The organism is Luteibacter sp. NPDC031894 (assembly GCF_050273135.1).
Taxonomy (GTDB): Bacteria; Pseudomonadota; Gammaproteobacteria; order Xanthomonadales; family Rhodanobacteraceae; genus Luteibacter.
The window spans coordinates 85,218-108,914 of the sequence record NZ_JBNNMV010000005.1; the positions used below are offsets into that span (position 1 = coordinate 85,218).

At 65.3% G+C, this 23,697-nt stretch carries 20 protein-coding genes and 1 tRNA gene; 10 read left to right on the forward strand and 11 right to left on the reverse strand.

The features are described from left to right. Positions 1 to 165: 165 nt before the first annotated feature. The 5 genes from ACQKIE_RS14030 to ACQKIE_RS14050 form a co-directional block, all read right to left on the reverse strand. Positions 166 to 1,449 carry a sensor histidine kinase gene (locus ACQKIE_RS14030; RefSeq protein WP_427460110.1) on the reverse strand — a complete coding sequence of 428 codons (1,284 nt, stop codon included), beginning with the start codon at positions 1,447 to 1,449 and terminating at the stop codon, positions 166 to 168. Next, the gene (locus ACQKIE_RS14035) at positions 1,433 to 2,119 is read right to left on the reverse strand and encodes a response regulator transcription factor (RefSeq protein WP_427460112.1); all 687 of its coding nucleotides are present in this window, start codon (positions 2,117 to 2,119) and stop codon (positions 1,433 to 1,435) included. Before ACQKIE_RS14035 ends, ACQKIE_RS14030 begins: the two co-directional genes overlap by 17 nt. Positions 2,120 to 2,313: 194 nt before the next feature. Continuing rightward, on the reverse strand, positions 2,314 to 3,249 hold the full coding sequence (rimK, locus tag ACQKIE_RS14040; RefSeq protein ID WP_427460114.1) for a 30S ribosomal protein S6--L-glutamate ligase: 936 nt from the start codon (positions 3,247 to 3,249) through the stop codon (positions 2,314 to 2,316). Continuing rightward, on the reverse strand, positions 3,246 to 3,695 hold the full coding sequence (locus ACQKIE_RS14045) for an ATP-dependent zinc protease family protein (RefSeq protein WP_427460116.1): 450 nt from the start codon (positions 3,693 to 3,695) through the stop codon (positions 3,246 to 3,248). The genes rimK and ACQKIE_RS14045 overlap by 4 nt, the downstream gene beginning before the upstream one ends. A gap of 209 nt (positions 3,696 to 3,904) precedes the next feature. After that, complete coding sequence (locus ACQKIE_RS14050; protein WP_427460118.1) at positions 3,905 to 5,203, reverse strand: MFS transporter; 1,299 nt, start codon at positions 5,201 to 5,203, stop codon at positions 3,905 to 3,907. Between the two features lie 368 nt (positions 5,204 to 5,571). Between ACQKIE_RS14050 and katG the strand changes: the two genes are divergently transcribed. Continuing rightward, positions 5,572 to 7,857, forward strand: a complete 2,286-nt coding sequence (gene katG, locus ACQKIE_RS14055) for a catalase/peroxidase HPI (RefSeq protein ID WP_427460120.1) — start codon at positions 5,572 to 5,574, stop codon at positions 7,855 to 7,857. Positions 7,858 to 7,914: 57 nt separating this feature from the next. On the opposite strand, the gene ACQKIE_RS14060 is transcribed toward katG, so the two are convergent. Continuing rightward, on the reverse strand, positions 7,915 to 8,802 hold the full coding sequence (locus ACQKIE_RS14060) for a LysR family transcriptional regulator (RefSeq protein WP_427460122.1): 888 nt from the start codon (positions 8,800 to 8,802) through the stop codon (positions 7,915 to 7,917). Between the two features lie 66 nt (positions 8,803 to 8,868). Between ACQKIE_RS14060 and ACQKIE_RS14065 the strand changes: the two genes are divergently transcribed. Beyond that, the gene (locus ACQKIE_RS14065) at positions 8,869 to 9,321 is read left to right on the forward strand and encodes a DOPA 4,5-dioxygenase family protein (protein WP_427460124.1); all 453 of its coding nucleotides are present in this window, start codon (positions 8,869 to 8,871) and stop codon (positions 9,319 to 9,321) included. On the opposite strand, the gene ACQKIE_RS14070 is transcribed toward ACQKIE_RS14065, so the two are convergent. Then, positions 9,318 to 10,649 (reverse strand): acetamidase/formamidase family protein, encoded by a 1,332-nt coding sequence (locus tag ACQKIE_RS14070; RefSeq protein WP_427460126.1) that lies wholly within the window; start codon positions 10,647 to 10,649, stop codon positions 9,318 to 9,320. The genes ACQKIE_RS14065 and ACQKIE_RS14070 overlap by 4 nt on opposite strands. Positions 10,650 to 10,849: 200 nt before the next feature. Between ACQKIE_RS14070 and ACQKIE_RS14075 the strand changes: the two genes are divergently transcribed. Beyond that, positions 10,850 to 11,356, forward strand: coding sequence for a winged helix-turn-helix transcriptional regulator (locus ACQKIE_RS14075; protein ID WP_427460128.1), 507 nt, complete (start codon positions 10,850 to 10,852; stop codon positions 11,354 to 11,356). A 17-nt stretch (positions 11,357 to 11,373) separates the two neighbouring features. On the opposite strand, the gene ACQKIE_RS14080 is transcribed toward ACQKIE_RS14075, so the two are convergent. Next, positions 11,374 to 12,555 (reverse strand): MFS transporter, encoded by a 1,182-nt coding sequence (locus ACQKIE_RS14080; RefSeq protein WP_427460131.1) that lies wholly within the window; start codon positions 12,553 to 12,555, stop codon positions 11,374 to 11,376. Between the two features lie 178 nt (positions 12,556 to 12,733). Between ACQKIE_RS14080 and ACQKIE_RS14085 the strand changes: the two genes are divergently transcribed. Further along, the gene (locus ACQKIE_RS14085) at positions 12,734 to 13,672 is read left to right on the forward strand and encodes an alpha/beta fold hydrolase (RefSeq protein ID WP_427460133.1); all 939 of its coding nucleotides are present in this window, start codon (positions 12,734 to 12,736) and stop codon (positions 13,670 to 13,672) included. Positions 13,673 to 14,021: 349 nt separating this feature from the next. Further along, positions 14,022 to 16,838, forward strand: a complete 2,817-nt coding sequence (locus ACQKIE_RS14090) for a TonB-dependent receptor plug domain-containing protein (protein ID WP_427460135.1) — start codon at positions 14,022 to 14,024, stop codon at positions 16,836 to 16,838. 539 nt (positions 16,839 to 17,377) lie between these two features. On the opposite strand, the gene ACQKIE_RS14095 is transcribed toward ACQKIE_RS14090, so the two are convergent. Together ACQKIE_RS14095 and ACQKIE_RS14100 are read right to left on the reverse strand one after the other, a co-directional pair. Beyond that, positions 17,378 to 18,106 (reverse strand): DUF6624 domain-containing protein, encoded by a 729-nt coding sequence (locus ACQKIE_RS14095; protein WP_427460138.1) that lies wholly within the window; start codon positions 18,104 to 18,106, stop codon positions 17,378 to 17,380. Between the two features lie 80 nt (positions 18,107 to 18,186). After that, positions 18,187 to 18,260, reverse strand: a tRNA-Gly gene (locus tag ACQKIE_RS14100). Between the two features lie 134 nt (positions 18,261 to 18,394). Here ACQKIE_RS14100 and ACQKIE_RS14105 point away from each other — a divergent pair. The 3 genes from ACQKIE_RS14105 to ACQKIE_RS14115 all read left to right on the forward strand — a co-directional run bounded on the left by ACQKIE_RS14105 (position 18,395) and on the right by ACQKIE_RS14115 (position 21,950). After that, positions 18,395 to 19,090, forward strand: coding sequence for a hypothetical protein (locus ACQKIE_RS14105; protein WP_427460140.1), 696 nt, complete (start codon positions 18,395 to 18,397; stop codon positions 19,088 to 19,090). 170 nt (positions 19,091 to 19,260) lie between these two features. Beyond that, positions 19,261 to 19,971, forward strand: coding sequence for a tRNA (guanosine(46)-N7)-methyltransferase TrmB (gene trmB, locus ACQKIE_RS14110; RefSeq protein ID WP_427460142.1), 711 nt, complete (start codon positions 19,261 to 19,263; stop codon positions 19,969 to 19,971). A 161-nt stretch (positions 19,972 to 20,132) separates the two neighbouring features. After that, complete coding sequence (locus tag ACQKIE_RS14115) at positions 20,133 to 21,950, forward strand: SLC13 family permease (RefSeq protein ID WP_427460499.1); 1,818 nt, start codon at positions 20,133 to 20,135, stop codon at positions 21,948 to 21,950. 71 nt (positions 21,951 to 22,021) lie between these two features. Here the strand turns inward: ACQKIE_RS14115 and ACQKIE_RS14120 are convergent, their stop codons facing one another. Continuing rightward, positions 22,022 to 22,363, reverse strand: a complete 342-nt coding sequence (locus tag ACQKIE_RS14120; RefSeq protein ID WP_427460144.1) for a Rieske (2Fe-2S) protein — start codon at positions 22,361 to 22,363, stop codon at positions 22,022 to 22,024. A gap of 81 nt (positions 22,364 to 22,444) precedes the next feature. Between ACQKIE_RS14120 and ACQKIE_RS14125 the strand changes: the two genes are divergently transcribed. After that, positions 22,445 to 22,720: a hypothetical protein gene (locus tag ACQKIE_RS14125; RefSeq protein ID WP_427460146.1), complete on the forward strand. Its 276-nt coding sequence runs from the start codon at positions 22,445 to 22,447 to the stop codon at positions 22,718 to 22,720. Positions 22,721 to 22,789: 69 nt separating this feature from the next. Continuing rightward, on the forward strand, positions 22,790 to 23,668 hold the full coding sequence (locus tag ACQKIE_RS14130; RefSeq protein WP_427460148.1) for a methylated-DNA--[protein]-cysteine S-methyltransferase: 879 nt from the start codon (positions 22,790 to 22,792) through the stop codon (positions 23,666 to 23,668). Positions 23,669 to 23,697 lie beyond the last annotated feature (29 nt).

The window sequence follows — 23,697 nt, forward strand, 5'->3', positions numbered from 1 at the left end:
CCTTCCTTGCGCTGACACGCCGCAGCCAGCCTCCCCTGAGGCAGCCCGGTACGCGCCGTGGAAGCGCCGCATGTTCGGACGTCCGAATGAAGATCTGATGACAGTTGAGATGACGGCGGTAACATTCGCGTTTTCCTGCGAATGGCGGTTCCTACAACGGACCGGTCAGCGGAAGTCGATCGTGGAGATGGCGCCGGCCATCTCGGGCCGCGGGCGCAGGGAGACGTCCCAGCCGTAGAGTTCGCACAGGCGGCGCACGATCGCCAGGCCGAGGCCGGCGCCACCACCGGTGGCGCTCTCGCCGCGGATGCCGCGCTGGAACAACTTTTCCGCATCCTCGGGCTTGATGCCGGGACCGGTGTCGATGACGTCGATGCGGCCGTCGAGCACGCGCACCGTGACCATGCCTTCCATCGTGTACTTGATCGCGTTGCCGATCAGGTTGGTCAGGGCGACCGATACCACCGAGGCCGGCGCGTTGACCGTGACAGAGCCGTCCGACACCAGTTCGATCTCGATCGGCTTACCGCCCATCTGCGGACGCTGGCTCTCGATGACGTCGGCGGCGACCTTGGCCACATCCGTCGTCTCGCCGCGCGTGGGGCCACGGCGTTCGGCGCGCGACAGCAGCAACAAGGCTTCGATCAATTCGGTGGCCTGGCGCGACGCGCGCTCGATGCGCTTGAGGCGCTCGCGCAGCTTGTCGGTCAGGTCGGGCGAGCCTTGCAGCAATTCCGTCGTGCTCGCGATGACCGCGAGGGGCGTGCGCAATTCGTGGCTGACGTCGGAGTTGAATTCCCGATCGCGCTCGACCACCGAGGTAAGGCGCATCGCGTACTCGTCGAGCGCCACGGCGAGTTCACCCACTTCGTCATCCGCAAAGTGCGGTGCCAGTGCCTCGGCCTTGCCGACACGGCGGAAGTCGCGCAGGCGGCGCGCAAGGTCGGTGACCGGACGCAGCACGCGGGACGACAGCCACACGCCGATGACGAGCGACATGAGGCCGAACAGGAACACCGCGGCGATGACGCTGGTGACGAGCTGGCGCTTGCCGAGTTCGTCGCGCGACACGTCGAACTGCAGGAAGCTGATGATCCCGCCCTCGCGACGCACGGCCACCTTGTAGTGGTGGCTCTTCTCGTCCTTGTCGGTCTCGTAAAGGTCGTGCACGCCCGTGGCGAGCGACTGCCAGTTCAGCGGCGCCTTGTAGATGGTCCGGTCGCTGAAGGTGGCACCCTTCACGATCTCGAATGGCGGGGGCTCGTTCGGGTTCGCCCGCACCTTCGCGTTGAGCGAATCGACCTCGTCCTGCAAGGCGGAATTGATCAGCTGTTCTTCGACGCGTTCGCGAATGTTGAGGGCGGCGAACGCGAACAACGCGCTCAGCCCGAATCCGAACAGCGTGAAGGTGACGATCAGTCGGAAACGGAGCTTACGCCTGGACCGCATCCGGATCGACCATGCGGTATCCGATACCGTGACGCGTGTGGATCAGGGGTTTGTCGAAGGGCTTGTCGATCGCCGCGCGCAATCCGTGGATGTGCACGCGCAGCGAATCGGAATCGGGAAGCTCCTCGCCCCAGACGCGCTGCTCCAGGTCCTGGCGGGTGACGACCGACGGGCTGGCCTCCATCAGCGCCTGCAGGAGCTTGAGGCCGATGGGGTTCAGCTGGATCGACTTGCCTTCGCGGGTCACGGTCAGGGTATCGAGGTTGTAGGTGAGACCACCCACCTTCAGCACCCGGCTCTGCGGGCCCTTGCCACGACGCGCCAGGACTTCGAGCCGCGCGGCCAGTTCCTGCAGCGCGAAAGGCTTGGTCATGTAGTCGTCGGCGCCGGATTCGAAACCGGTGAGCTTGTGCTCCAGCGAGTCGCGGGCCGTGAGCATCAGCACCGGCGTCTGCTTGTGCGCCTCGTGGCGGAGCTTCTTCGCGACATCCAGGCCGTCCATGCCCGGCAGGGTGAGGTCGAGGACGATGACGTCGAAGTCGTGCACCACGGCCAGGTGCAGCCCGGTGACGCCGTCGCCGGCGAAGTCCACGACGTGGCCGCGGTCCTCGAGGTAGTCCCCGATGTTGGTCGCGATGTCGGTATTGTCTTCGATGACCAGAACGCGCATGCGGCACTCCGTTGTGCGGTCGCTTTGAGTCTTATAAGTATTGCGACTGCAAGCTTAACGGGGAATTCGTGAAGCGGACAGCGGCAAAAGAGAGGCCCGGGCGGGAGAACCCGCCCGGGCCGAAAGAACTACTGCCCCGATACCGTCACCCCGCGTCGCGGAATCACAGTGGGACCTTTATAGGGGAGCGTCCTTTAAAACGCCGTTAACCCCTTGGCGGACCGGGCCTTGCGGGGCTTGGGAACGACCGGACGGCCGGCCAGGCGCGCTTCGCAATGGGCGACGATGGCATCGGCGACGTCCACGCCGGTGCTCCCCTCGATCCCTTCCAGCCCCGGGGAGGCGTTGACCTCGAGGAGGAGCGGCCCGCGCGAGGAACGCAGCAGATCGACGCCGGCCACCTCGAGTCCCAGGGCCGTGGCGGCCTCGACGGCCACCCGGCGCTCGTCTTCGGACAGCTGGACGGCGGCGGCCGAGCCGCCGCGGTGCAGGTTGGCGCGGAACTCACCCGGCGCCGAGGACCGTTGCATGGACGCCACCACCTGGTCGCCCACGACGAAGCAACGCAGGTCCTGGCCATTCGCCTCGCGGATGAACTCCTGGACGAGGAAGTTGGCATAGAGGCCGCGGAAGGCCTCGATGACGCTCTGCGAGGCCGACCGCTTCTCCGCCAGGACCACGCCGGCGCCCTGCGTCCCCTCGTTCAGCTTGATGACGTGCGGCGGGTCGCCAAGCATCGCCATCAGGTCGGACGTGTCGTCCGGGTTGTCGCCGAAGGCGGTCACCGGCATGTCCACACCACGGGCCGCGAGCAACTGCAGGCAGCGCAGCTTGTCGCGCGCGCGGAGCACGGCGTCGGAAGGGTTGGGGGTGTACACGCCCATCAATTCCAGCTGACGGAGTACCGCCGTGCCGTAGAACGTGCTCGACGCACCGATGCGCGGGATCACGCAATCGATGGGCCCCAGGGGCTTGCCCTTGAAGTGGATGGCGAACGATTGCGGCGCGATGCACATGTAGCAACGCAGAGGATCGATGACGCGCACCGTGTGCTTGCGCTTGCGCGCCGCTTCCACCAGGCGCTGGGTGGAATACAGCCGCGCGTTGCGCGACAGGATGGCGATTTTCATGAAGGGTCCCGGACGGCGCGGCGCGGCGTCTGCGAGTAGGAAAGCGAGGGATCGACCACGAAACGCCCCTCGAGGGCGGTGCGGCCGAGCAGGAGGGGAAACAGCATGTGCCGCCGGTCGGTCAGGTTCACCTCCGCGGTAAACCGGCGCCCGGCCAGCTCCACTTCGGTCTGGATGAACCAGCGCGTCGTCGTATGCCCGCCCGAATCGGTCACGGAACGGCGTCCGGTCGCCCGCGCCTCACAGGGCGCGGACAAGCCACCCTTGCGCGACGTGCGGACCTGGAATCGCAGCCAGGTGCCGTCGGCTCGCTCTTCCACGTCGAGCCACTCGACGTGCAGCGACGACGAGCGCGCGCCCGTATCGAGCTTGGCTTTCAGGACAGGAACGCCGAACGACGGAAGAGCGAGCCGTTCGCGCCAGCCTAGGGTGATGACGTCAGTCATGGGTCTGGAGCGACGGTGGGAGGACGACGGTGGGCCGCGGGGAACGACCCGGTGTGCGCGACGGCATCGCCGCGATGGGAAAAGGATGCCCAACGCGCAGGGCCGGCGCAACTAGGACGAAGCGGCGACCCTGCCGGCCCGTCACAGCCATGAAAAAGTCGTGAAGCGATCAGGTCATGAAGGCGACGGCGTCATGCCCTGCAGGCGGTTCATCCGCGAGAACGTGCACGCATCATGTAAACGGCGCTGCCGACACCGATCAACGCCACCAGGCCCACATAATGGGCCGGACCGAGTCCGCCCGCCGTCTTCGCCAGGTAACCCACGAGCACCGGCGTGGCGGCACCACAGATGGCGTAGGCGATGTTGTACGAGAGCGAGATGCCGGAGAACCGGATAGCGGGCGGAAACGCCGCGACGAGCACGGCGGGCACGATGCCCGCCACGCCGGCGAACAAGCCCGCGAGCGCGTAAAGGACGAACAGGTTCGTACCGCCCGCCTTGAGGTCCATGTACAGCGCGTAGGTGCTCACGGCCAGTCCGACCGACGCGAGGAGCATCGCACGCGCCTTGCCTTGCCAGTCCACGAGCAGACCCCCGAGCACGCAGCCGATGCAGAGCGCCAGCGCAGCGAGGCTGCCCGCGGTGAAAGCGCGGGACGGCGCCACGTGGAATGCGGTCTGCATGAGCGTCGGCGTCATCAGGATCACGACGACGATGGCCGCGGTGAGCACCCACGTCACCACCATCGACAGCAACACCGATGGCAAGTGGTCGCGCAACACCACCCACGCCGGCAATTCGGTCGTCAGCTCCTTCCGTTCGCGCATGCGCGCGAACACCGGTGTTTCGCTGAGCCAGCGGCGCAGGTAGACGGCGAAGAAGCCGAACACGCCGCCAAGGAGGAACGCGATACGCCACCCATGGTCGAGCATCTCCGCCGGCGACATCCTCGCATTCATGCCCGCGGCCACGAGCGAACCGATGAGGATGCCCACGGTGAGGCCCGCACTGAGGCTGGCGCATGCCAGGCCGACGCGGTGCCGCGGCACGTGTTCCGCCACGAATACCCAGGCGCCGGGCACCTCGCCGCCGATGGCGATGCCCTGTACCACGCGCAGCATCGTGAGCAGCACGGGGGCGAGCACGCCGATGCTCGCGTAAGTGGGAAGCACGCCGATGATGAGGGTGGGGACCGCCATCAGGAACACGCTGAGCGTGAACATGCGCTTGCGTCCGACCCGGTCGCCGAAGTGCGCCATGACGAGACCGCCGAGCGGCCGCGCGAGGTAGCCGACCGCGAAGATGCTGAAAGCCTGCAGCTGCGCCACCCAGTCCGACGTCCCTGGCGGAAAGAACAAGTGACCAAGGGTCTTCGCGAAGTACGCGAAGATGACGAAGTCGTAGAACTCGAGCGCGCCGCCAAGCGCGGAAAGGATCAGCGTCTTTGCGTCACTGCGATTGAGCGGTCGGGTGTCGGTGAGGTCGGTATCGGCGATGGCGCTCATGGGTACGCTTGGCAAAAGGGAGACGGACCAAACGGGTATTAGCTGCTCCGGACCACGGGCGGTCAAGTCAGACGCCGGTCTTTGGACGAAACTGCCGACACCACTCGCCCTGCGTCGTGCCGATGGGGTGGGTGAAAACGCGCCGCAACGCGGCAACGGACTGGTATCCCACCGATCCGGCCACCGACCCGGTCGACTGGCGGGAATGCTTCAAGACATTCGCCGCCACGATAGGCCCAGCCTCTCGCCGTCATCGGATCAATCAATTTTCGCAATGGGATTGCGAGGCCTAAGATCCGGCGAGGAGTTTGATTTCACGAATCGCCCACGAGGCCATTCGTCCGTGGCAGCACAGAGGAGAGGCGCCCATGTCGACCGAAGCAAAATGTCCCTTTAAACATACCGCCGGGGGCGGCACGACCAACAAGGACTGGTGGCCGAAGCGCTTGCGCGTCGACCTGCTCAACCAGCATTCCTCGCGATCCAACCCGCTCACGCCCGACTTCGATTATGCCGAGGCGTTCGCGACACTCGACCTGGCGGCAGTGAAGAAAGACCTGGCCGCCCTCATGACCGACTCGCAGGACTGGTGGCCTGCCGACTTCGGTCATTACGGCCCCCTCTTCGTCCGCATGGCATGGCATAGCGCCGGCACCTATCGCATCGGCGACGGACGCGGCGGTGGCGGGCGCGGGCAGCAGCGCTTCGCTCCGCTAAACAGCTGGCCCGACAACGTCAGCCTCGACAAGGCACGCCGCCTGCTCTGGCCGATCAAGCAAAAATACGGAAGCAGCCTTTCCTGGGCGGACCTCTTGATCCTCACCGGCAATGTCGCGCTCGAGAGCATGGGCTTCAAGACATTCGGATTCGCCGGCGGGCGCGAGGACACCTGGGAGCCTGACGAAGACGTCTACTGGGGCAAGGAAGCGGAATGGCTGGGCGGCGACCATCGCTACGGCAAGGTCCAGCCCGATGACGAGGGCGTCCTCGTCGCCGATCCCCACCTGCATGGCACGGAGGAAGACCGCACCGAGGACGGACGCGACCTCGAGAATCCGCTCGCCGCCGTGCAAATGGGTTTGATCTACGTCAATCCGGAAGGCCCGGAAGGCAATCCCGATCCGCTGGCCGCGGCCCGCGACATCCGCGAAACCTTCGCGCGCATGGCCATGAATGACGAAGAGACCGTCGCGTTGATCGCGGGTGGTCATACGTTCGGCAAGACGCACGGCGCGGCCGATGCCGCGAACGTCGCCGTGGAGCCGGAAGCCGGCGATCTCGAGCAGCAGGGCCTCGGCTGGAAGAATGCCCATGGCAGCGGCGTCGGCGCCGACACCATCACCAGCGGCCTCGAGGTGACCTGGACGCAGACGCCCGCCCAGTGGAGCCATCACTTCTTCGAGAACCTCTTCCGTTACGAGTGGGAACTCACGAAGAGTCCCGCCGGCGCCAACCAGTGGGTGGCGAAGGACAGCGACGCGGTCATCCCGGATGCCCATGGCGGTGCGAGCCGCCGGCCCACCATGCTCACCACCGATCTGTCCCTGCGCGTCGATCCGGCGTACGAAAAGATCTCTCGTCACTTCCTCGACCACCCCGAGGCGTTCGCCGACGCGTTCGCGCGGGCCTGGTTCAAGCTGACCCATCGCGACATGGGACCGCGCTCGCGATACCTGGGCCCGGATGTGCCGGACGAAGAACTCATCTGGCAGGATCCGCTGCCCAAGGTCGATCATCCGCTGGTCGGCGAGCACGAGGTCCAGGCCCTGAAGGACAAGTTGCTCGCCTCGGGACTCAGCGTCTCCGAACTGGTATCCACCGCGTGGGCCTCCGCAGCCACGTTCCGCGGCGGCGACAAGCGCGGCGGTGCCAATGGCGCACGGATTCGCCTCGCGCCGCAGAAAGACTGGCCGTCGAACCAGCCGGAGCGCCTGGCAAGGGTGCTCGATCGGCTGGAAGAGATCCGCGCCGAATTCAATCGGGTGCAGGCGGGAGGCACGAAGGTTTCGCTCGCGGACCTGATCGTGCTCGCCGGCAACGCGGGTGTCGAAATGGCGGCGAGGGAAGCCGGTCATCCTGTGTCACTCCCCTTCGCCCCAGGGCGCACCGATGCGTCGCAGGAACAGACGGACGTCGATTCGTTCGTCCCTCTCGAGCCGGTCGCCGACGGCTTCCGCAATTATCTCAAGGGCGCGTACAGCGTGCCGGCCGAAGCGTTGCTGATCGACAAGGCACAACAGCTGACCCTCACCGCGCCGGAGATGACCGTGCTCGTGGGCGGCCTGCGTGTCCTCGGTGCGAACGTGGGCGACAGCAAGCAAGGCGTGTTCACCCAGCGGCCCGGCAAGCTGACCAACGATTTCTTCCGTAACCTGCTCGACATGGGCATCGCGTGGAAGCCGACGTCACCGGCGAGGGAATCGTTCGAAGGCAGCGACCGTCGCACCGGCGACCTGAGGTGGATCGCCAGCCGCGTGGATCTCGTCTTCGGATCCAACTCGGTGCTGCGAGCCCTGGCCGAGGTATACGGCAGCGCCGATGCGGAGGAGAAGTTCGTCAAAGATTTCGTCGCCGCGTGGACCAAGGTGATGAACCTCGATCGTTACGACCTCAAGCGGCGAAAGGAGCCAGCCACGGAGTTGGAGGCCGCGTAAGTCGGTTCGTCTCTTGCAGTCCTGGCGATCGCCGGGACTGCAAGCACGGCGGGCTACTCAGATGCCGAAGCGCGCCATGAGGAAATCCACGGCGCTGCGCAGCTTCGCACTGGGCCGTGCGTCTTGCGCGTAGATCAGGTACATGGGCGATGGCTTCAGCGACCAGTCCGCCAGCACGGGCATCAGCCGGCCCGATGCGAGGTCATCGGCGAGGACTGCCTCGGGTTGCAGGACGATGCCCATGCCGTGCAGCGCAGCCATGCGCAATGCCTCTCCTTGCGTCGCGGCGAAGCGACCCGTCACGGTCACGCTGGTCGTCCGTCCGTCCGTCGCGACCAGTTGCCACTGGTTATGCCTGCGCCAGTACGACGGTCCCAGACACAGGTGCCCGGCCAGCTCCTCAGGTTCCGTCGGCGCCTTGTGCCGCCGCAGATACTCCGGCGATGCCGCGAGGATGCGCCGGTAAGGCCTCAGCGGACGCGCGACGATACCCGGCTCGCTAGCCTCTCCGATGTAGATGCCCAGTTCGAAGTCGCCCTCGACAAGACTCGGACGGCGGTTGTCCAGGACGAGATCGACGGTGACGTCAGGGTGCAACGCCATGTACTCGCCCAGTGCAGGCACCATGCAATGGCTTCCGAAGCCGACCGGCGCGACCAGCCTCAGGTTGCCGCGAGGGCTCTCCTGCAATTCGAGCGCACTCGCCTCGGCGCGCTCCACTTCAGCCAGCGCGCGTTTGCAGCGTTCGTAGTACACCCGTCCGACGTCGGACAGTTGCTGGCGCCGGGTCGTACGGTGGAGCAGGCGAACGCCAAGCCGCTGTTCGATGTCCGAGACATGCCTCGCGACCATGGTGGGCGAGACACGGGACAACTCCGCGGCTGCCGCGAAACTGCCGGCCTCCACGACGCGGACGAACATCTCCATGCCGGCCAGCTTGTTCAAATTCGCAACCTATAGGTTCGGAATGCCCGGCATATTCCCATATTTATCGGGCGACGGGCGGCGCGCATGATGCTGAGGGATCGCAACCTCGCCTCCCCCTGGATGACCAAGCGCATGAGCCACGAGCACCTTCCCAACCAGCCGTACCATGCCCATGTCTACTTCGACGGCGACAGCCGCGACGTCGCGGAGGCCCTGAATGCCGCCCTCCGCACGCGCATGAAAAGCGGGAACCTGCCAGGCCTGCTCTTCGTGGGAAGCCTGAAAGAAGGGAAGGCGGGTCCGCATCCCAAGCCGCAGTTCGAAGTGCACTTCATGGCGAACACCGTGGCCGCCATCCGCGAAGCCATTGTGGCGAGCGGCCTGACCGCCCTCGTCCATCCGTTGACGGACGATGACCTGGCCGATCACACGCGACTCGCCGATTGGATCGGTGAGCCACTGGCCCTGGACCTGACGACGCTCGACCCGCCCGGGCACAACAAAGGCGTGGCGCGGTTCGGCACGTCGGATTTCTAGCGTGCCGGCGGTGCGCCGACCTGGTCGAAAGCCGTGGGAGACGCGCGCGCAGGAAGCAAGGACTTGTCGATCTTCGCGGCGACGCCGACGCTTCGTCCCGCCAGGTTCGGCACCGAGTAATGCACGGCGGTGCCCATCACCTGCGCGGCCTCCGACAGCGTCAGGGCGTAGTCCTGCTGCAGCCATTGGATCATGCCGGTGCTTGCTGCCTTCAGTGCTTCGTCCAATGACCCCGCCTGCCCCAGCACCATGATCTGGGCAGGGGATTCCACACGCGGCATCGAGACGGCGCGGCCGTGGATGAGGTCGACGGTGAGGGTGACATCCATGGACGTCTCGAGCGCGTACTGCGTGGTTTCACCGTCGCCCTGGAGGGCGTGGGCGTCCCCGATGTAAAGGAGCGCACCGGGCTGCTGCACGGGCAGGTAGACGGTATTTCCCTCGACCACTTCGTTGAAATCCATGTTGCCACCGAAGCGTCCGGTATCGCCCGTGGAGATGGGCGGCGTGCCGAATCCCGGCGCGACGGCCATCCCGCCGAGCATCGGCTTCACCGGAACCGCGTAATGGGCAAGCGGACCCGACGCCCCTTCGGGTCGCGCCAATCCCCGTGCGCGATCGAGGATCCAGCGCACGGGCTTGCCGAGGTCTCGTGCCTCGGGAACCAACGGTGAGCCCAGCGCACGACCCACGATGGCATCGAGGCTGTCGGCATAGTCACGATTGAGTCGCAACCGACGGATGTGCACGACCAGCGTGTCGCCTGCCTGCGCCCCGACGATGAAGAACGGCCCTGTCTGGGGGTTGCCGAACAATGCGCGCGTCACACCGTGCTCGTCCACGCCGCCGGAATCCACCGTGCTCGTGTGGATGGAGTCGCCCGGCCAGACGACGAGTGCCGGGTGGCGGTCGGCGTCCCAGGTGTTGGAATAGGTCGTTGGCCGGTACTCCCATGTGCGCGTGCCGCCGTCCCGCGCGGGCACTTTCCAGCCCGTGACGGCATGCGTGACCCGACGGGCGGGATTGTTCGGGTCCGGCAAGTCCGCCTCGCCAGTCATCGCCTGCTTTCCCAAGCGCAATCGGTAGCGTGAGGTTCGCCCCTGGGCATCGGTGCTCTCGAACGTCCACGCTTTTCCGTCCACCGTGCCCCGGATGGCATCGCCGTCCAGTTCACCCTGCAAGGCCATCGCGTCCAGGGTCACGCTCAAGGTGGAGAACGCAGGCGACTGCCAGAGGTCCGTGCGCAGGATCCATGTGTCCGCCGCATGGGTGTCCATGGCGGCGCCCGCCAGGAAAAAAGCCACGATGTGCCCGATACGGAGATTCACGCTGCGCCCCTTTGACTACACGTGTCGTCAGACTACACATGTAGTCAATGCGTGGCTACCCCTCGTAACCCTTAGGGGCCGCCGGGGCAGCATCCGCGTGGCACTCGTCGATGCTGATGGTCCGACCGCTCGCCAGGCAATCCGGACCTCCTGGTGACAGTGGTATGATGCAACTCATGTGAACCACCGGAGGTGCACCCATGCGAAAGAAACGCTTCGACGGCATGAACTGCACGATTGCGCGCGCGCTCGACCAGGTCGGCGACTGGTGGACGCTGCTCATCATCCGGGAAGCCACGCAGGGCGCCACTCGCTTCGACGAGTTCCAGAACGGATTGGGCATCGCCCGCAACATCCTGACGTCCCGCCTGGAGCGCCTCATCGAGCTCGAGATCATGGAGCGGTTCCCCCTGGAGTGCCGCGCGAACACGGACGGCTACCGGCTGACTCGCAAGGGCGAGGAGCTCTACCCTGTCCTGGTCACGCTCAAGCAATGGGGCGATCGCTGGGTGGCACCGAACGGCAAGCCGACGACGCGGCTGGTCACGGCGGACTCGGGCCACAGCATCCAGAAAATCACGGTGCACGGCCCCGATGGCAAGCCGCTGTCGTATCGCGATGTGCGATTCGTCCCAGGACCCGGCGCCACCGCGAGCACGCGGGAAGTGATCGAGAACCGTAACCTCAGGGTCCTTGGCGAACCCTGAGGGCCGCCAGTCGGCGATCAGGCAGCCGCGACGGCTTGTGCGGAGGTACGGCGGTCGATGGCGTGGATGCGGCGGTGTGCCAGTTCCGAGACGACCAGCGCCAACACCATGAAGCCGGAAGACACCAGGCCGAGGTTGTGCGCGCCCACCGTGGCGAGACCCGCTGCGCCCAGCACCCCGGCCGTGGATACACCGAAATAGGTGCCTGCCGTGTTCAGTCCGAGCACGACCGGCGCGGTCGCCGGCGCGAGGTGCACGAGGCGGTGTTGCTGCGGCACCTGGAATCCCCAACCGCATGCGCCGAACACGACGATCACCAGCACGCCCGTCACCAGCCATGCGCTCGCCCACGGGATGAGGGCCATGTTGACGATGAGGATCGTGAACATGAAAACGAGCACCTTGCGCGAACCGATCCGGTCGATGTAACGCCCTGCGACGAGGTTCATTGCCGTGCCCGCCGAGCCCCACAGGACAAGGAGCAGAGTGAGGACCGCCGTGCTGCCGCCGATGACGCGATCGAAGATCACGGCGAAGTACGTATAGACGATGAAGTTACCTGTCTGCCCCAGCAGCGTCGTGACCAAGGTCAGGGCCACACGGCTGTCGTGTAGCGGCGCGACGCGATCGCGGAGGCTGATCTGCGGCGGCAAAGGCACGTCGTGCAGAAGCGTCGCCACGCCCACGCCGGCAGCGGTCGCCAGGGCGGCGACGAAGACCATCGTGTACCGCCAGTCACCAAGGCCGCCGATCACGGTGCCGATCGGTGACCCCAAGGCGGTGGCGAAGGTGAGTCCGGCGATGATGACGGACAGCGCGAACCCGCGCCGCTCGGGCGCGACGATCATCGTCGCCGTACCGGTGGCGGTCGGAGCGAACATGGCCGCGCCGAGACCTGCCAGCACCCGCGTCGCAAGGGCGAACCAGAAGGTGGGCGCGACAGCGGTGAGCAGGTTGGCCACCACGAAGATGGACAGACTGCCTAACAGGAGCCGCTTGCGAGGCACATGTGCCGCGACGGCGGCGATCAACGGCGCGAGGATGGCGTAAGACAGCGCATAGGCCGTGGTCATCTGTCCCGCGGCACCGACGCCGACATTGAAATGCCGTGCAAGCTCCGGCAGCACCCCAGCGACCACGAAGCTGTCGGTGCCAAGTGCGAACATGCCGAGGGCGAGCATTAGCAGCCGGCGGTCCATGGAGTCTCCGGGTAATAGTTTCTTGATGCAACTCTATTCCAATAAGTAGCATCATGCAACTATCTTCGGACACGTTGCGTCCGGCGCGGGCAGTAACCCGACCTATACGGCCAGCGAATTGAGGCATATACGGGACAAGGCCGCCCGCACGGACCGGCCGACCCATGAGGCTACCGACATGAAAACCATCGCTATCCTCGCCACGGCCATGCTGCTTGGCACAGGCATCCGGGCGACTCCCTTACCCGCCACCCATGCCACGACGACCTATCGCTATGCGAACGTGGACGGCGTTCGCGTGTTCTATCGCGAGGCGGGTCCCAAGGACGCGCCGACCCTCGTACTCCTGCATGGATTTCCATCGTCGTCGCGCCAGTTCGACAGCCTGATTCCGCTGCTGGCGACCCGCTACCACCTCGTGGCGCCGGACTATCCCGGCTTCGGGCAAAGCGATTCGCCCGATCCGTCCAAGTACCCGTACACCTTCGACAACCTCGCGAAGACGACCAACGGCTTGCTCGAGCAACTCGGCCTCAAGCACTACGCGCTCTACCTCCACGACTACGGTGGCCCGGTCGGCTTCCGCATCATGCTGGCGCACCCCGAGCGCGTGGACGCGCTCATTGTGTCCAACGCCAACGCGTACCAGGAAGGCCTGGGCAAGAAGTGGGCGCTGATCGCCGGGTACTGGAAAGATCCCAAGGCGCATCCCGACGTCTTCGAGAGTTTCGTGTCGCGCGACGCGGCGGAGAAACGCCATACGCTCGGCACGTCGCATCCCGAGCGGTACCACCCCGATACGTGGGCTGACGAATTCGCGCATCTTTCGCAACCCGGACAGCGTGCCATCCAGTCGTCCCTTCTCTTCGACTACCGCAACAACGTGGCTGCTTATCCCGAGTGGCAGGCGTGGCTGCGGAAGCACAAGCCGCCCACCCTGGTGGTCTGGGGGAACAACGATCCGTCGTTCATTGGCGCCGGCGGTGAAGCGTACAAGCGCGATGTACCCGATGCGGAAGTGCACCTGCTCGACGCGGGGCATTTTCCATGGGATGAGCAGGTCGATGCCATCGCCTCGCTCGTGCTCGCGTTCCTCGACAGGCGGCCCCGGCGCTGATCCTTCCGCGTAAACGCGACGACTCCATCCGACCCATGCATACAAGGCCATGACTGTCGCAGCTAGTTGTTCGTGAAATATTGCGAATTAAACCTTCCAGATAGGGCTCTTGGCGTTTTGTTCAAAGCCATTACTGCCCTGTTTATATTTAGTTACAGACATTGCTATTCTCCCCAGCAAGTTCGGCGCGACACCGTCGCCCAACTCGATGCTGTCTCGGGCGCTTAGGGGGCCCCGAGGCAGATTCAACACTCAGGGGGGGACCTGACATGCACGATCCATGATTACCAGTCTTCCTGGAGTACCGCCCTTGCCTTAAACAAAATCGATCCTGCTCAAGGAATACACGTTGAACACACCAAAGAACCTCCGCCGCTCGATCCTGGGCATCGCCATCGCATCGTCGCTCATGAGCTTCAGTGCTTTCGCGCAGGACGCCACGTCCACCGATACCGGGACGGACGGCAAAGCCGCCCAGAAGCTGGAAGCCGTCACGGTCACCGGCTCGCTCATCCCGATCTCGCAGATCGAAACGGCGACCCCGACGATCACCGTCACAGCGGAACAGATCAAGGCCAAAGGCTTTTCCACCATCGCGGAAGTGCTGCAGTCGTCCTCGTTCGCCACCGGCTCCGTGCAGGGCGCGCAGTTCACCCAGGGCTTCACGCCGGGCGCGCAGTCGCTCTCCATGTTCGGCCTGCCGGTGGGCTTCACCAAGTACCTGATCGACGGTCGACCGATGGGCAACTTCCCCGCCCTCTACAACGGCAGCGACTCTTTCAACTCGATCTCGGGCATTCCGGCGGACCTGGTCGACCACATCGACATCCTCCCCGGCGGCCAGTCGTCGCTGTACGGTTCGGACGCCATCGCGGGCGTCATCAACATCGTGCTCAAGAAGAAGGTGGACCGTCCCACGCTCGACTACCGCTATGGCTGGACGTCGGAAGGCGGTGGGCAGTCGCATCGCCTGTCGTTCGCGGACAGCTTCCAGTGGGACAAGTTGAACGTGCTCGTGGGCGCGCAGCTCGAGAAGGTCGATCCGATCTGGGCGTCGCAGCGCAACCTGTCCAAGCAGTACTTCACGGGCAATCCGGACAGTCCGGCTGCCGCGGGTCGCGACTTCCTCGTCAACTCGCTGACCACCAGCAGGAACAGCTACATCTTCGCGGACCCGAACGACTGCGCCAACACCGTGGGTTTGAATCACGGCGGCGAAGGCAAGCAGTACCGCTCCAACCAGGTGAACCCGTACTGCGGCTCGTACAACAGCCCGGGCTACCGCACGATGCAGAACGAGTCGAAGAATGCGGACTTCTACACGCATGCGACGTTCGATGTCACGTCCAACACGCAGCTGTACGGCGACTTCCTGTACCACCACGGCGAACAGAAGTGGACCTCGGGACCGAGCTACATGTGGTGGGGTTCGCAGACCGACTTCGGTCCGATCTATGACCCGAACCTCGACGATTACGTCGCGCTGCAGCGTGGCTTTACCGACGAGGAAGTCGGTGGCTACAAGAACATCATGAACAAGCAGACGGAAAACAGTCTGATGGTCACGCTCGGCGGCAACGGCGTGTGGGACCAGAAGTGGAACTGGGACCTCGGCTTCACGCACAGCGAAGACCATCTGAACACGTCGACGGTGGACCGTCTGTCCGAGCCGATGGATAACTTCTTCATTAACAAGTTCATGGGACCGGAACTGGGCCTCGACCCGGACTACCCCTCGTACGCGATCAACTACGACCAGTTCTATCGCCCGATCACGCCCTCGGAATTCGCCAGCTTCACGACGCGCGACCACACCAAGGCGAAGACATGGGACAACATGCTCCGCTTCCAGGTGACGAACGGTGAGCTGTTCTCGCTCCCGGGCGGCGACGCGGGTATCGCCATGGTCGCCGAAGGCGGCAACCAGGGCTGGGAGTACACCCCGTCGTACAACATGCTGAATGACAAGGTTTGGGGATCGTCGGACGTACAGGGTGCGGGTCACCGCAGCCGTTACGCGCTGACCTCGGAGTTCCGCGCACCGGTCCTTTCGTGGTTGACGCTCGATGTTTCCGGCCGCTACGACGGCTACCGGGTCGCTGAGCAGACCATCGCCCACGGCACCTACAACTTCGGCATCGAGGTGCGTCCGTTCGACACGCTCCTCCTCCGTGGCAAGTACGGCACCGCGTTCAAGGCACCGAACATCTCCGACCAGTTCATGGGCGAATCCGGCTACTACAGCAGCGTGACCGACTATTCGAACTGCGCGCGCCTCGGCTTCGACCCGAATCAGTCGGACAAGTGCGATCCGAACTACAGCAATGCCCAGTTCAGCGGCAAGCAGTCGGGCAATCCGGGCCTGCAGCCGATCACCGCCAAGGTGTGGAGCTATGGCTTCGTCTGGTCGCCGATCGCGCGCATGAAGTTCTCGGTCGACTACCTGCACTGGGACATCGCGAACGAGGTGGCCCAGGAGTCGGCGGACAAGCTCATGCTTGACGAGTACCACTGCAACATCGGCGACTACGATCCGAACAGCCCGACGTGCCTCAACGCGTACTCGAAGATCGTGCGCAACCCGGCGACCATCGACGGCCTCCTGGGTACGCTCGCTTCGATCAGCACGCCGAAGGTAAACGTGTCCAACGAAAAGGTGAATGCGCTCAATGCCGAGTTCAGCTACATGCTGCCGACCTCGCACTTCGGTACGTTCATGTTCGACACCAGCTACAGCGACCTGCTGAAGCACACCTATCAGCCGCTGCCGGGCGACGACTACATCGACCTGCTGCGCCGGCCGGACTGGTCGACCGACTTCAAGACGAAGGTCAATGGTTCGATCACGTGGATCAGCCCGGCCGACCAGTGGAGTGCCACCGCTTACTTCAACCGCTACGGTTCGACCCCGAACTACGCGGCCACGCAGTCGGGTGACTACGTGAGCGAAGGCGCCGGCAAGCTCAAGCCTTGGGTAACGTACAACGCGTCGGTCAGCTACAAGGGCTTCAAGGACCTGGAGCTCTCGTTCCTCATGAACAACGTGTTCAACAAGATGCCGCCGAAGGACCACTCCTACCTCGGCACCGAGACGAGCCCGTGGAACGAGCTGAACTACAACATCTACGGCCGCACGATGTACGTGGAAGCGAACTACAAGTTCTAAGGTTCGCGGTGTAAGGACGATTGGATGCCAAGGGACAAGGACGTCCCACCATCACCGATGACCTGGAAGGCTTTATGCGAGCGATGACGTTCGCCGCCGCCTGTGCTGTGTTATTGACAGGCTGCGCCACCCTGTTCCCTAAGCCGCACCCGGATGCCACTGGGCTCGTGCGCGTCTCATGCAGTGCCTATGCGCGCGCTGGGCACTTCGAAGAATGCGACCAAAGTGCGGTTGAGGCCTGCGATGGGCCTGCCGCCATGCTCGACTCGACTTATAGTTCTGCTCCGGCGGCGTCGAACACAGCGTCCCGTGATCCGGACCGGGTCGACGTGGTCGCGGAGTATCAGTGCACGTCACGTTGAAGCGGAACAGCTTTCGAAAGATGACCTCGACAGAGCGCGTCAAGAGGCTGAGTCCAAGTAGCAGTGCGGATCGGGCTCCGCTCCGCCCTCGACGTTGATCAAATTGGCAACCGCGATCGCTTCTTCTCGATAGCCATACCCTGCGGCTTCAACGTTGCACTTGTGCCAATCAATACGTTATTCGGCGTACGTCGCCTGGAGCAGGCACTCATAGTCGCTCATCGGCATCAAGTCCATCTCGTTCCGTCGCTCCGCCAGCGACTCCGGCTCCCGGTTCGTATCGGGAACGAATTTTCCGCCTTCGCGATGAAACTGGGTGCCGTAGGTTTGCGGCTCACCTCGGTTGACCTGCACCCTGTCCGTCAGAAGGGCTATCTCGCTCAGAGGTAATCCTCGTCGATCCGTGGTCAGTGCCTGCAGGACCCGCTGCTGAAGAAGGGGATCGGGGCTCGCATGTTGCACGAGTATCCAGAATGACCTCATGCCCTTGTCGCCCACGAGGCTCGGGGTCGGGATGCCATGCGTCTTGACGATCTGCTGCAAGCGATGGAGGTTTTCCGCATCGACCTTGTTCACCTCGCCTAGGGCGGCGGCGTCTTCGGTGGCAACCTTTGTGGCTGAAAGGTCGCGTGCCGCCTGGTCCTTGTCGGCCATGCGGTTCAGCTCATCACGGAGGGTCGGATCGGATGGTGTCGCTACCCGCTGATCCCGCGGCGCTGCATGCGCTCGCGTACTCTCCCACGCGGCGACTCCCGGACATGCTATGCGGACGCGGTCTTTCCGAGGGTCATGTTCCTGCGCCATCAAGACGCTAGAAGAAGCGATGCTGCCCAGCGCAAGCAGAAAACGGAATGTCGCCCTCATGTGCATCGTCCTTGCCTCCTCATTAGCTCCCGACGCGAGCATGAACCTCGGCGTGGCAACTGTGAAGGAGGGGTCTTCGCACCTGGCAGGCCGGACGGCCCTGCCGCAATTCCGACGGTCGATGGAGCGGGTGAAGGGAATCGAACCCTCGTCAGTAGCTTGGGAAGCTACAGCTCTACCATTGAGCTACACCCGCGTCGGGCCTGGATGGTAATACGAGAGCGGCGACCGGGCAAAGGTGGCGGGCATCTGAACGCGTGCGGGGGCAGCTGCGCCGCCTGACCGGGGGCGGCGCATAATCGAGCCAGGGAATCCCTAGAGGGCCGGCTCATGCGTCGCATGCTTTCGCTTTCCATCGCCATCGGGCTGGTGCTGACCGCCGGTGCCGTCGCGGCGCAGTCGCGGACCGTGTCCACGGCCGACATGCCCAAACCCGGGGTCAGCTACATCTCCGGACCTGCGGTCGCCGTCCGCAAGGAGACGGTGAGCACGGGCACCCTGCCCCAACCGGCTCGCCTTTACGTCGGCGGCCAAGTGGCTGTCGGTGGGAGCGACTACCAGGGCCACGGCGACGATGGCTCGTACGCCGGGAGCGGCTACTACGGCGGGGGTTATCCGCCAGGGTACGGCTGGAACGATCGTGACGGCCGCGGTGGTCGCGACCACGATCACGGGCGACCGGGACATGACCACGATCACGACGGACCGGGCGATGGCCATGGTGGCTGGCACGATCGCGACGACAGGCGGGACGGCTCGCTGAGCCTCGCCGCCGGGAGTGGCGGCAATCCCTCGGCGGGCGGTGCCGCCGGCGTGCGACTGGCCCCCGAGCGGCAGCCGGACCGGAACGACCGCCGTCGGGACTGGAACCGGGGCTACTACCAGAACCCCCCGATGCAGCCAGGCACGGGCTTCACGAACAATCGCGCGCCGCAGCCGGGAACGGGGATGGGTTCGGGCAATCAGCCGGGGACCGGCATTCCGATGCGCGGGAATGATGGCGGCTGGCGGGGACACGGGCGCTGACGCGGGACTCGCGCGAGCACCCGTTCGCGGCCGAGGTCACTCCTACCCGAAGGTAGGTAGGGTCGGTAGAATCGGCGGATGCTGATTACGTTCAATGGTCACGCGCGTGTAAGCGCGCCCGCCGTCGCGCCGCGCGCGACGCTGGTCCATGCCGGTCGAGGCGGGTAACGATGACGAGTGACGACGATATGCCGGGCGAAGCCCCCTTCCACCGTCGCATCCGCAGCTTCGTGTTGCGCGAAGGCCGGATGACGCCGGCGCAGCAACGCGCGTTCGACGAGCATTGGGAGCGTTTCGGGCTCGATTACGCCGGCAACGAGCGTGACCTCGACGCCACTTTCGGCCGTCATGCGCCTCGCGTCCTGGAGATCGGCTTCGGCAATGGTGAGGCGCTGGCATGGGCCAGCGAGCACGACCTCGCTCGCGACTATATCGGTGTCGAAGTCCACGGTCCGGGCGTCGGCCGACTGATGAACGCCCTGGCGGCGCGGGAGGCGACCAACGTACGCCTCTACAAGCACGACGCGGTGGAAGTCCTCGAGAACGACATCCCACCCGGCAGCCTCTCCGAAGTGCGCATCTGGTTCCCCGATCCATGGCACAAGAAGCGCCACAACAAGCGCCGGCTGGTGCAGCCCGCCTTCGCGGAACTGCTGGCCTCGCGCATGGCACCGGGTGGCCTGCTCCACCTCGCGACGGACTGGGAGGCCTACGCCGAGCACATGCGCGAGACCATGGAGTCGGCGCCGGGCTGGCGAAATCGCGTGGGCCCGGACGAAGTCGCGGAGCGTCCGGCGTGGCGCATCGAAACCCACTTCGAACGCCGCGGCACGCGCCTCGGGCACGGGGTGTGGGACTTCCTCTACGAGCGGAGCGAATAGCCCTTTACTCGTGGGATCATCTCTTCGCTGCTTCAGCCCTTGTCCACGCCCAGCGCGTATACTCCGGCGGCAACACCACAGCCTGGCAAGACCATGCCACCGCACGCTCCAACCGACCGGACCCGGATAGCCGGCTAGTGGCACTGACCCTCACTCCCGAAATGATCCTCGTGCTGGGCCTGGTGGGCTTCACCATGCTCATGCTCGTTCTGGAGTGGATCCGGCCCGACATGGTCGCCCTGCTCGTGGTGGTCACCATCGGCCTGACCGGCCTGATCCCCGGCGACCAGGTGTTCAACGGCTTCGCCGGTAACGCCGTCATCGCGATCATCGCCATCATGATCATGGGCGCTGGCCTGGATCGCGCCGGCGTGCTCAACCTCACCGCCGCCTTCGTCATGCGCATGGCTCGCGGCGTGGAATCCCGCCTCGGCGTCGTGGTCAACAGCGTGACCAGCCTGTTCAGCGCGGTGATCCCCAGCCAGGCGCTGGCCGCGTTGATGATCCCCGTCACCAGCCGCCTGTCCGCCCGCACCGGCGTGCCGATGTCGCGCCTGCTGCTGCCGATGGCCTTCTGCATCCTCACGGCGACCAACACGACGCTCATCGCGAATTCGCCGCTGATCGTCCTCAACGACCTGATCGCCAGCGCCAACAGCAACCTCCCCCCGGGCGCGCATACGATCCCGAAGTTCGGCCTTTTCAGCGTCACGCCGGTGGGCCTCGTGCTGGCCGTGGCCGGCGTGCTCTTCTTCTACCTGTTCACGCGCAAACTGCTGCCCGAGCGTGAGGACGACCGCCTCAAGGTCACGCCCGGCCGTACCGAGAGCTACTTCGCCGACACCTACGGCATCGCCGGCGAAACGGCCGAGCTGACGGTCACCGCGGAAAGCCCGCTGGTAGGCATGAGCATCGGCGAGGTGGAGCAGTTGCACGGCGCGCCCCTGATCCTGGCCATCAAGAACGGTAACGAGAGCCGCGTGGCCCCACCGTCGGACCAGATGATCTGGGTCGGCACGGTGCTCGGCGTGCTGGCCCCGAAGGACGCGATCATGTCCTTCGCCAACAACCAGCTCTGCCGCGTGTCGATGCGCATGCGCCAGCTGGGCGAGCAGTTCAACACCACGCGCGCGGGTATCTCCGAGGCGGTGGTGCCACCGAGTTCGCGCTTCATCAAGCAGAGCGTGGGCGAGCTGCGCCTGCGCAAGCGTTTCGGTATCTCCGTGTTGGCGGTGAACCGCGGCGACGAAGTGTTCCGCGAAGATGTCCGCGCCGTGACGCTGCGGGCCGGCGACACCCTGGTGCTGCACAGCAAGTGGCGCGACCTCATGCTGGCCGAGGAAGACCGCGACATCGTCGTCGTCACCGACATTCCCAAGGAAGAACAGCGTCCCGGCAAGATCTGGCAGGCCGTGGGCTTCTTCGTGCTCGCGAAGTGCCTCGCCCTGTTCACCCACCTCGACCTCTCGGTGGCGATGATGACCGGCGCCGTGGGCATGCTGCTCACCGGCGTGCTGAACATGGACGAGGCCTATAAGGCCATCAACTGGAAGACGATCTTCGTTACGGCGTGCCTCATTCCGCTGGGCTGGTCGATGGATTCCACCGGCACCGCCTCGTGGATCGCGCAGGAAGTCCTGCAGATCCTGGGGCACGCCCCCCAATGGACACTGCAGCTGTCCATCGCCGTGCTCACGTTGATGTTCTCGCAGGTGATGTCGAACGTGGGCGCCACGGTCATGATGGTGCCCATTGCGATCAGCGTCGCCGTCACCACCGGGGGCAATCCGTCGGCCTATGCGCTGATCGTGGCGGTGTCGTCGTCGAACACCTTCCTGCTGCCTTCGGGCCATCCAGCCTTGATGATGGTGGCCGGCCCCGGCGGCTACCGATCGCGGGATTTCCTGCGCGTCGGCCTTCCGCTCACGATCCTGATCCTGACCCTGACCCTCGTCACGATCAACTTCATGTACCGCTGAGCCTTTGGGGTGACGTGGGAAGCGCGCTGGCGCGCGAATGGGTGCTCGCCCCAACCCCGCAGCCTCGTTCGTCAGGCAAGGTGGACGGCGCCGTCCCTCACCGTGACCGCCACCGGTCGCAAGCGGTCGCCCCGGCAGGGCCCGGCCGTGCAATCGCCGCTCTCCGCCGTGAAGGTCGCCCCGTGGGCGGCGCAGATGATCTGCCCCGAACGAACGAGGAACTTGCCCGGAACGTAGTCCAGGCGTCGCCCCGCGTGCGGGCAGACGTTGAAGTAGGCCCGCGCCTCGTCACCGTGCCGATAGACCATCAACGACTCCACCTCCCCGGCGACGAGGGCTTCGACTTCGATGGCGTTGCCATCGGGGATGTCCGCCAGGAGGCAGAGGGGCTCGGATTCAATGGCGGGTGTCATGGCACTTGTCTATGGGGGTGGGATGCCCCAAGGTACAGGGCTCGCATGCATGTCATTGTGCCATATACGGATTTTTAACCAATGCGCCTCGTCTTCCCGCCCATCCGCCGCTCGCGTAACCCTCTCGTCCGCGCCCTGTCGCTGGTGCTGGGCCTTGCCGTGGTGGGCGTGCTGCTCGTGTTCGGCGTGGTCGTGCTCGGCGTACTGTTCGTCGGCGGCCTGGTCTTCTTCGCGGTACGCCAGTGGAAGCTCTCGCGCGGCCGCGTCGCGGGCGGTGCCAAGCCCGCAGCCAAGGAGCCGGACGTGCTGGAAGGCGAATTCGTGGTCATTCGGCAGAGCCGGCCGGTCCACCACTGATACCCGCAAGAAGCGGATGGTGACGGGCCCCGGCCCGTCCTACGCTGGTCTCCCATGAAGGAGGCCACCATGAATCTCCAGGCTTGCACCATGCGTCCCGCCGCCGACGATGCCCTCGAACGTGTCCGCGCCGCCCTCGAGCGCGACGACGGCGCGACCGACCTCACTAGCCTCGCCGTCGTCGCGGGACTGAGCCCGACCCACCTGCAACGGGCGTTTCGCCGCCGCTATGGCGTCAGCCCGGCTGAATACGCCCGCGCCCGTCGCTTCGGCCAATTGCGCGAAGCCTTGCGCGAAGGCGCCGCCGTGACCGACGCCGTCTACGAGGCGGGCTTCGGTTCCGGCAGCCGGGTGTACGAAGAAAGCGATCGCCGCCTCGGCATGACGCCGGCCAGCTACCGCGCCGGTGGCGCGGGGGCGTCCATCCGCTACACGACCACCAACACGCCGCTCGGCCAGTTGCTGGTCGCCACGACGGCGAAAGGAATCTGCTCGGTCACCCTGGGCGAGGACGATGCGGAACTCGAAGCCCGCCTTGCCGCGGAGTTCCCCCTCGCGCAGCGGGAACGGGTGGACGAGGGCCGCGAGGAGTGGCTCGATGCCGTGATCGGCCGGGTCGCCAACGAACTTGGCTGGAGCGACCGCGAGTCGCCGGCGATGCCGCCGCTCGACATCGCCGCCACGGCGTTCCAGTGGCGGGTCTGGGACGCGCTGACGCGCATCCCTCGGGGTGAGACGCTCAGCTACGGCGAACTGGCCGCGAAGCTCGGCGTGCCCAAGGCGGCACGCGCCATCGGCCGTGCCTGCGGAAGCAACAAGCTGGCCTTGCTGGTGCCGTGCCACCGGATCATCCGGGAGGACGGAAGCCTTGGCGGCTGGCGTTGGGGCTTGGATATCAAGCAACAACTGCTTGCCACCGAACGTGCCATGAAAGCCACTCAAGGCTGACCCCGAAACGTTTCGCTACCGCGGTCCAC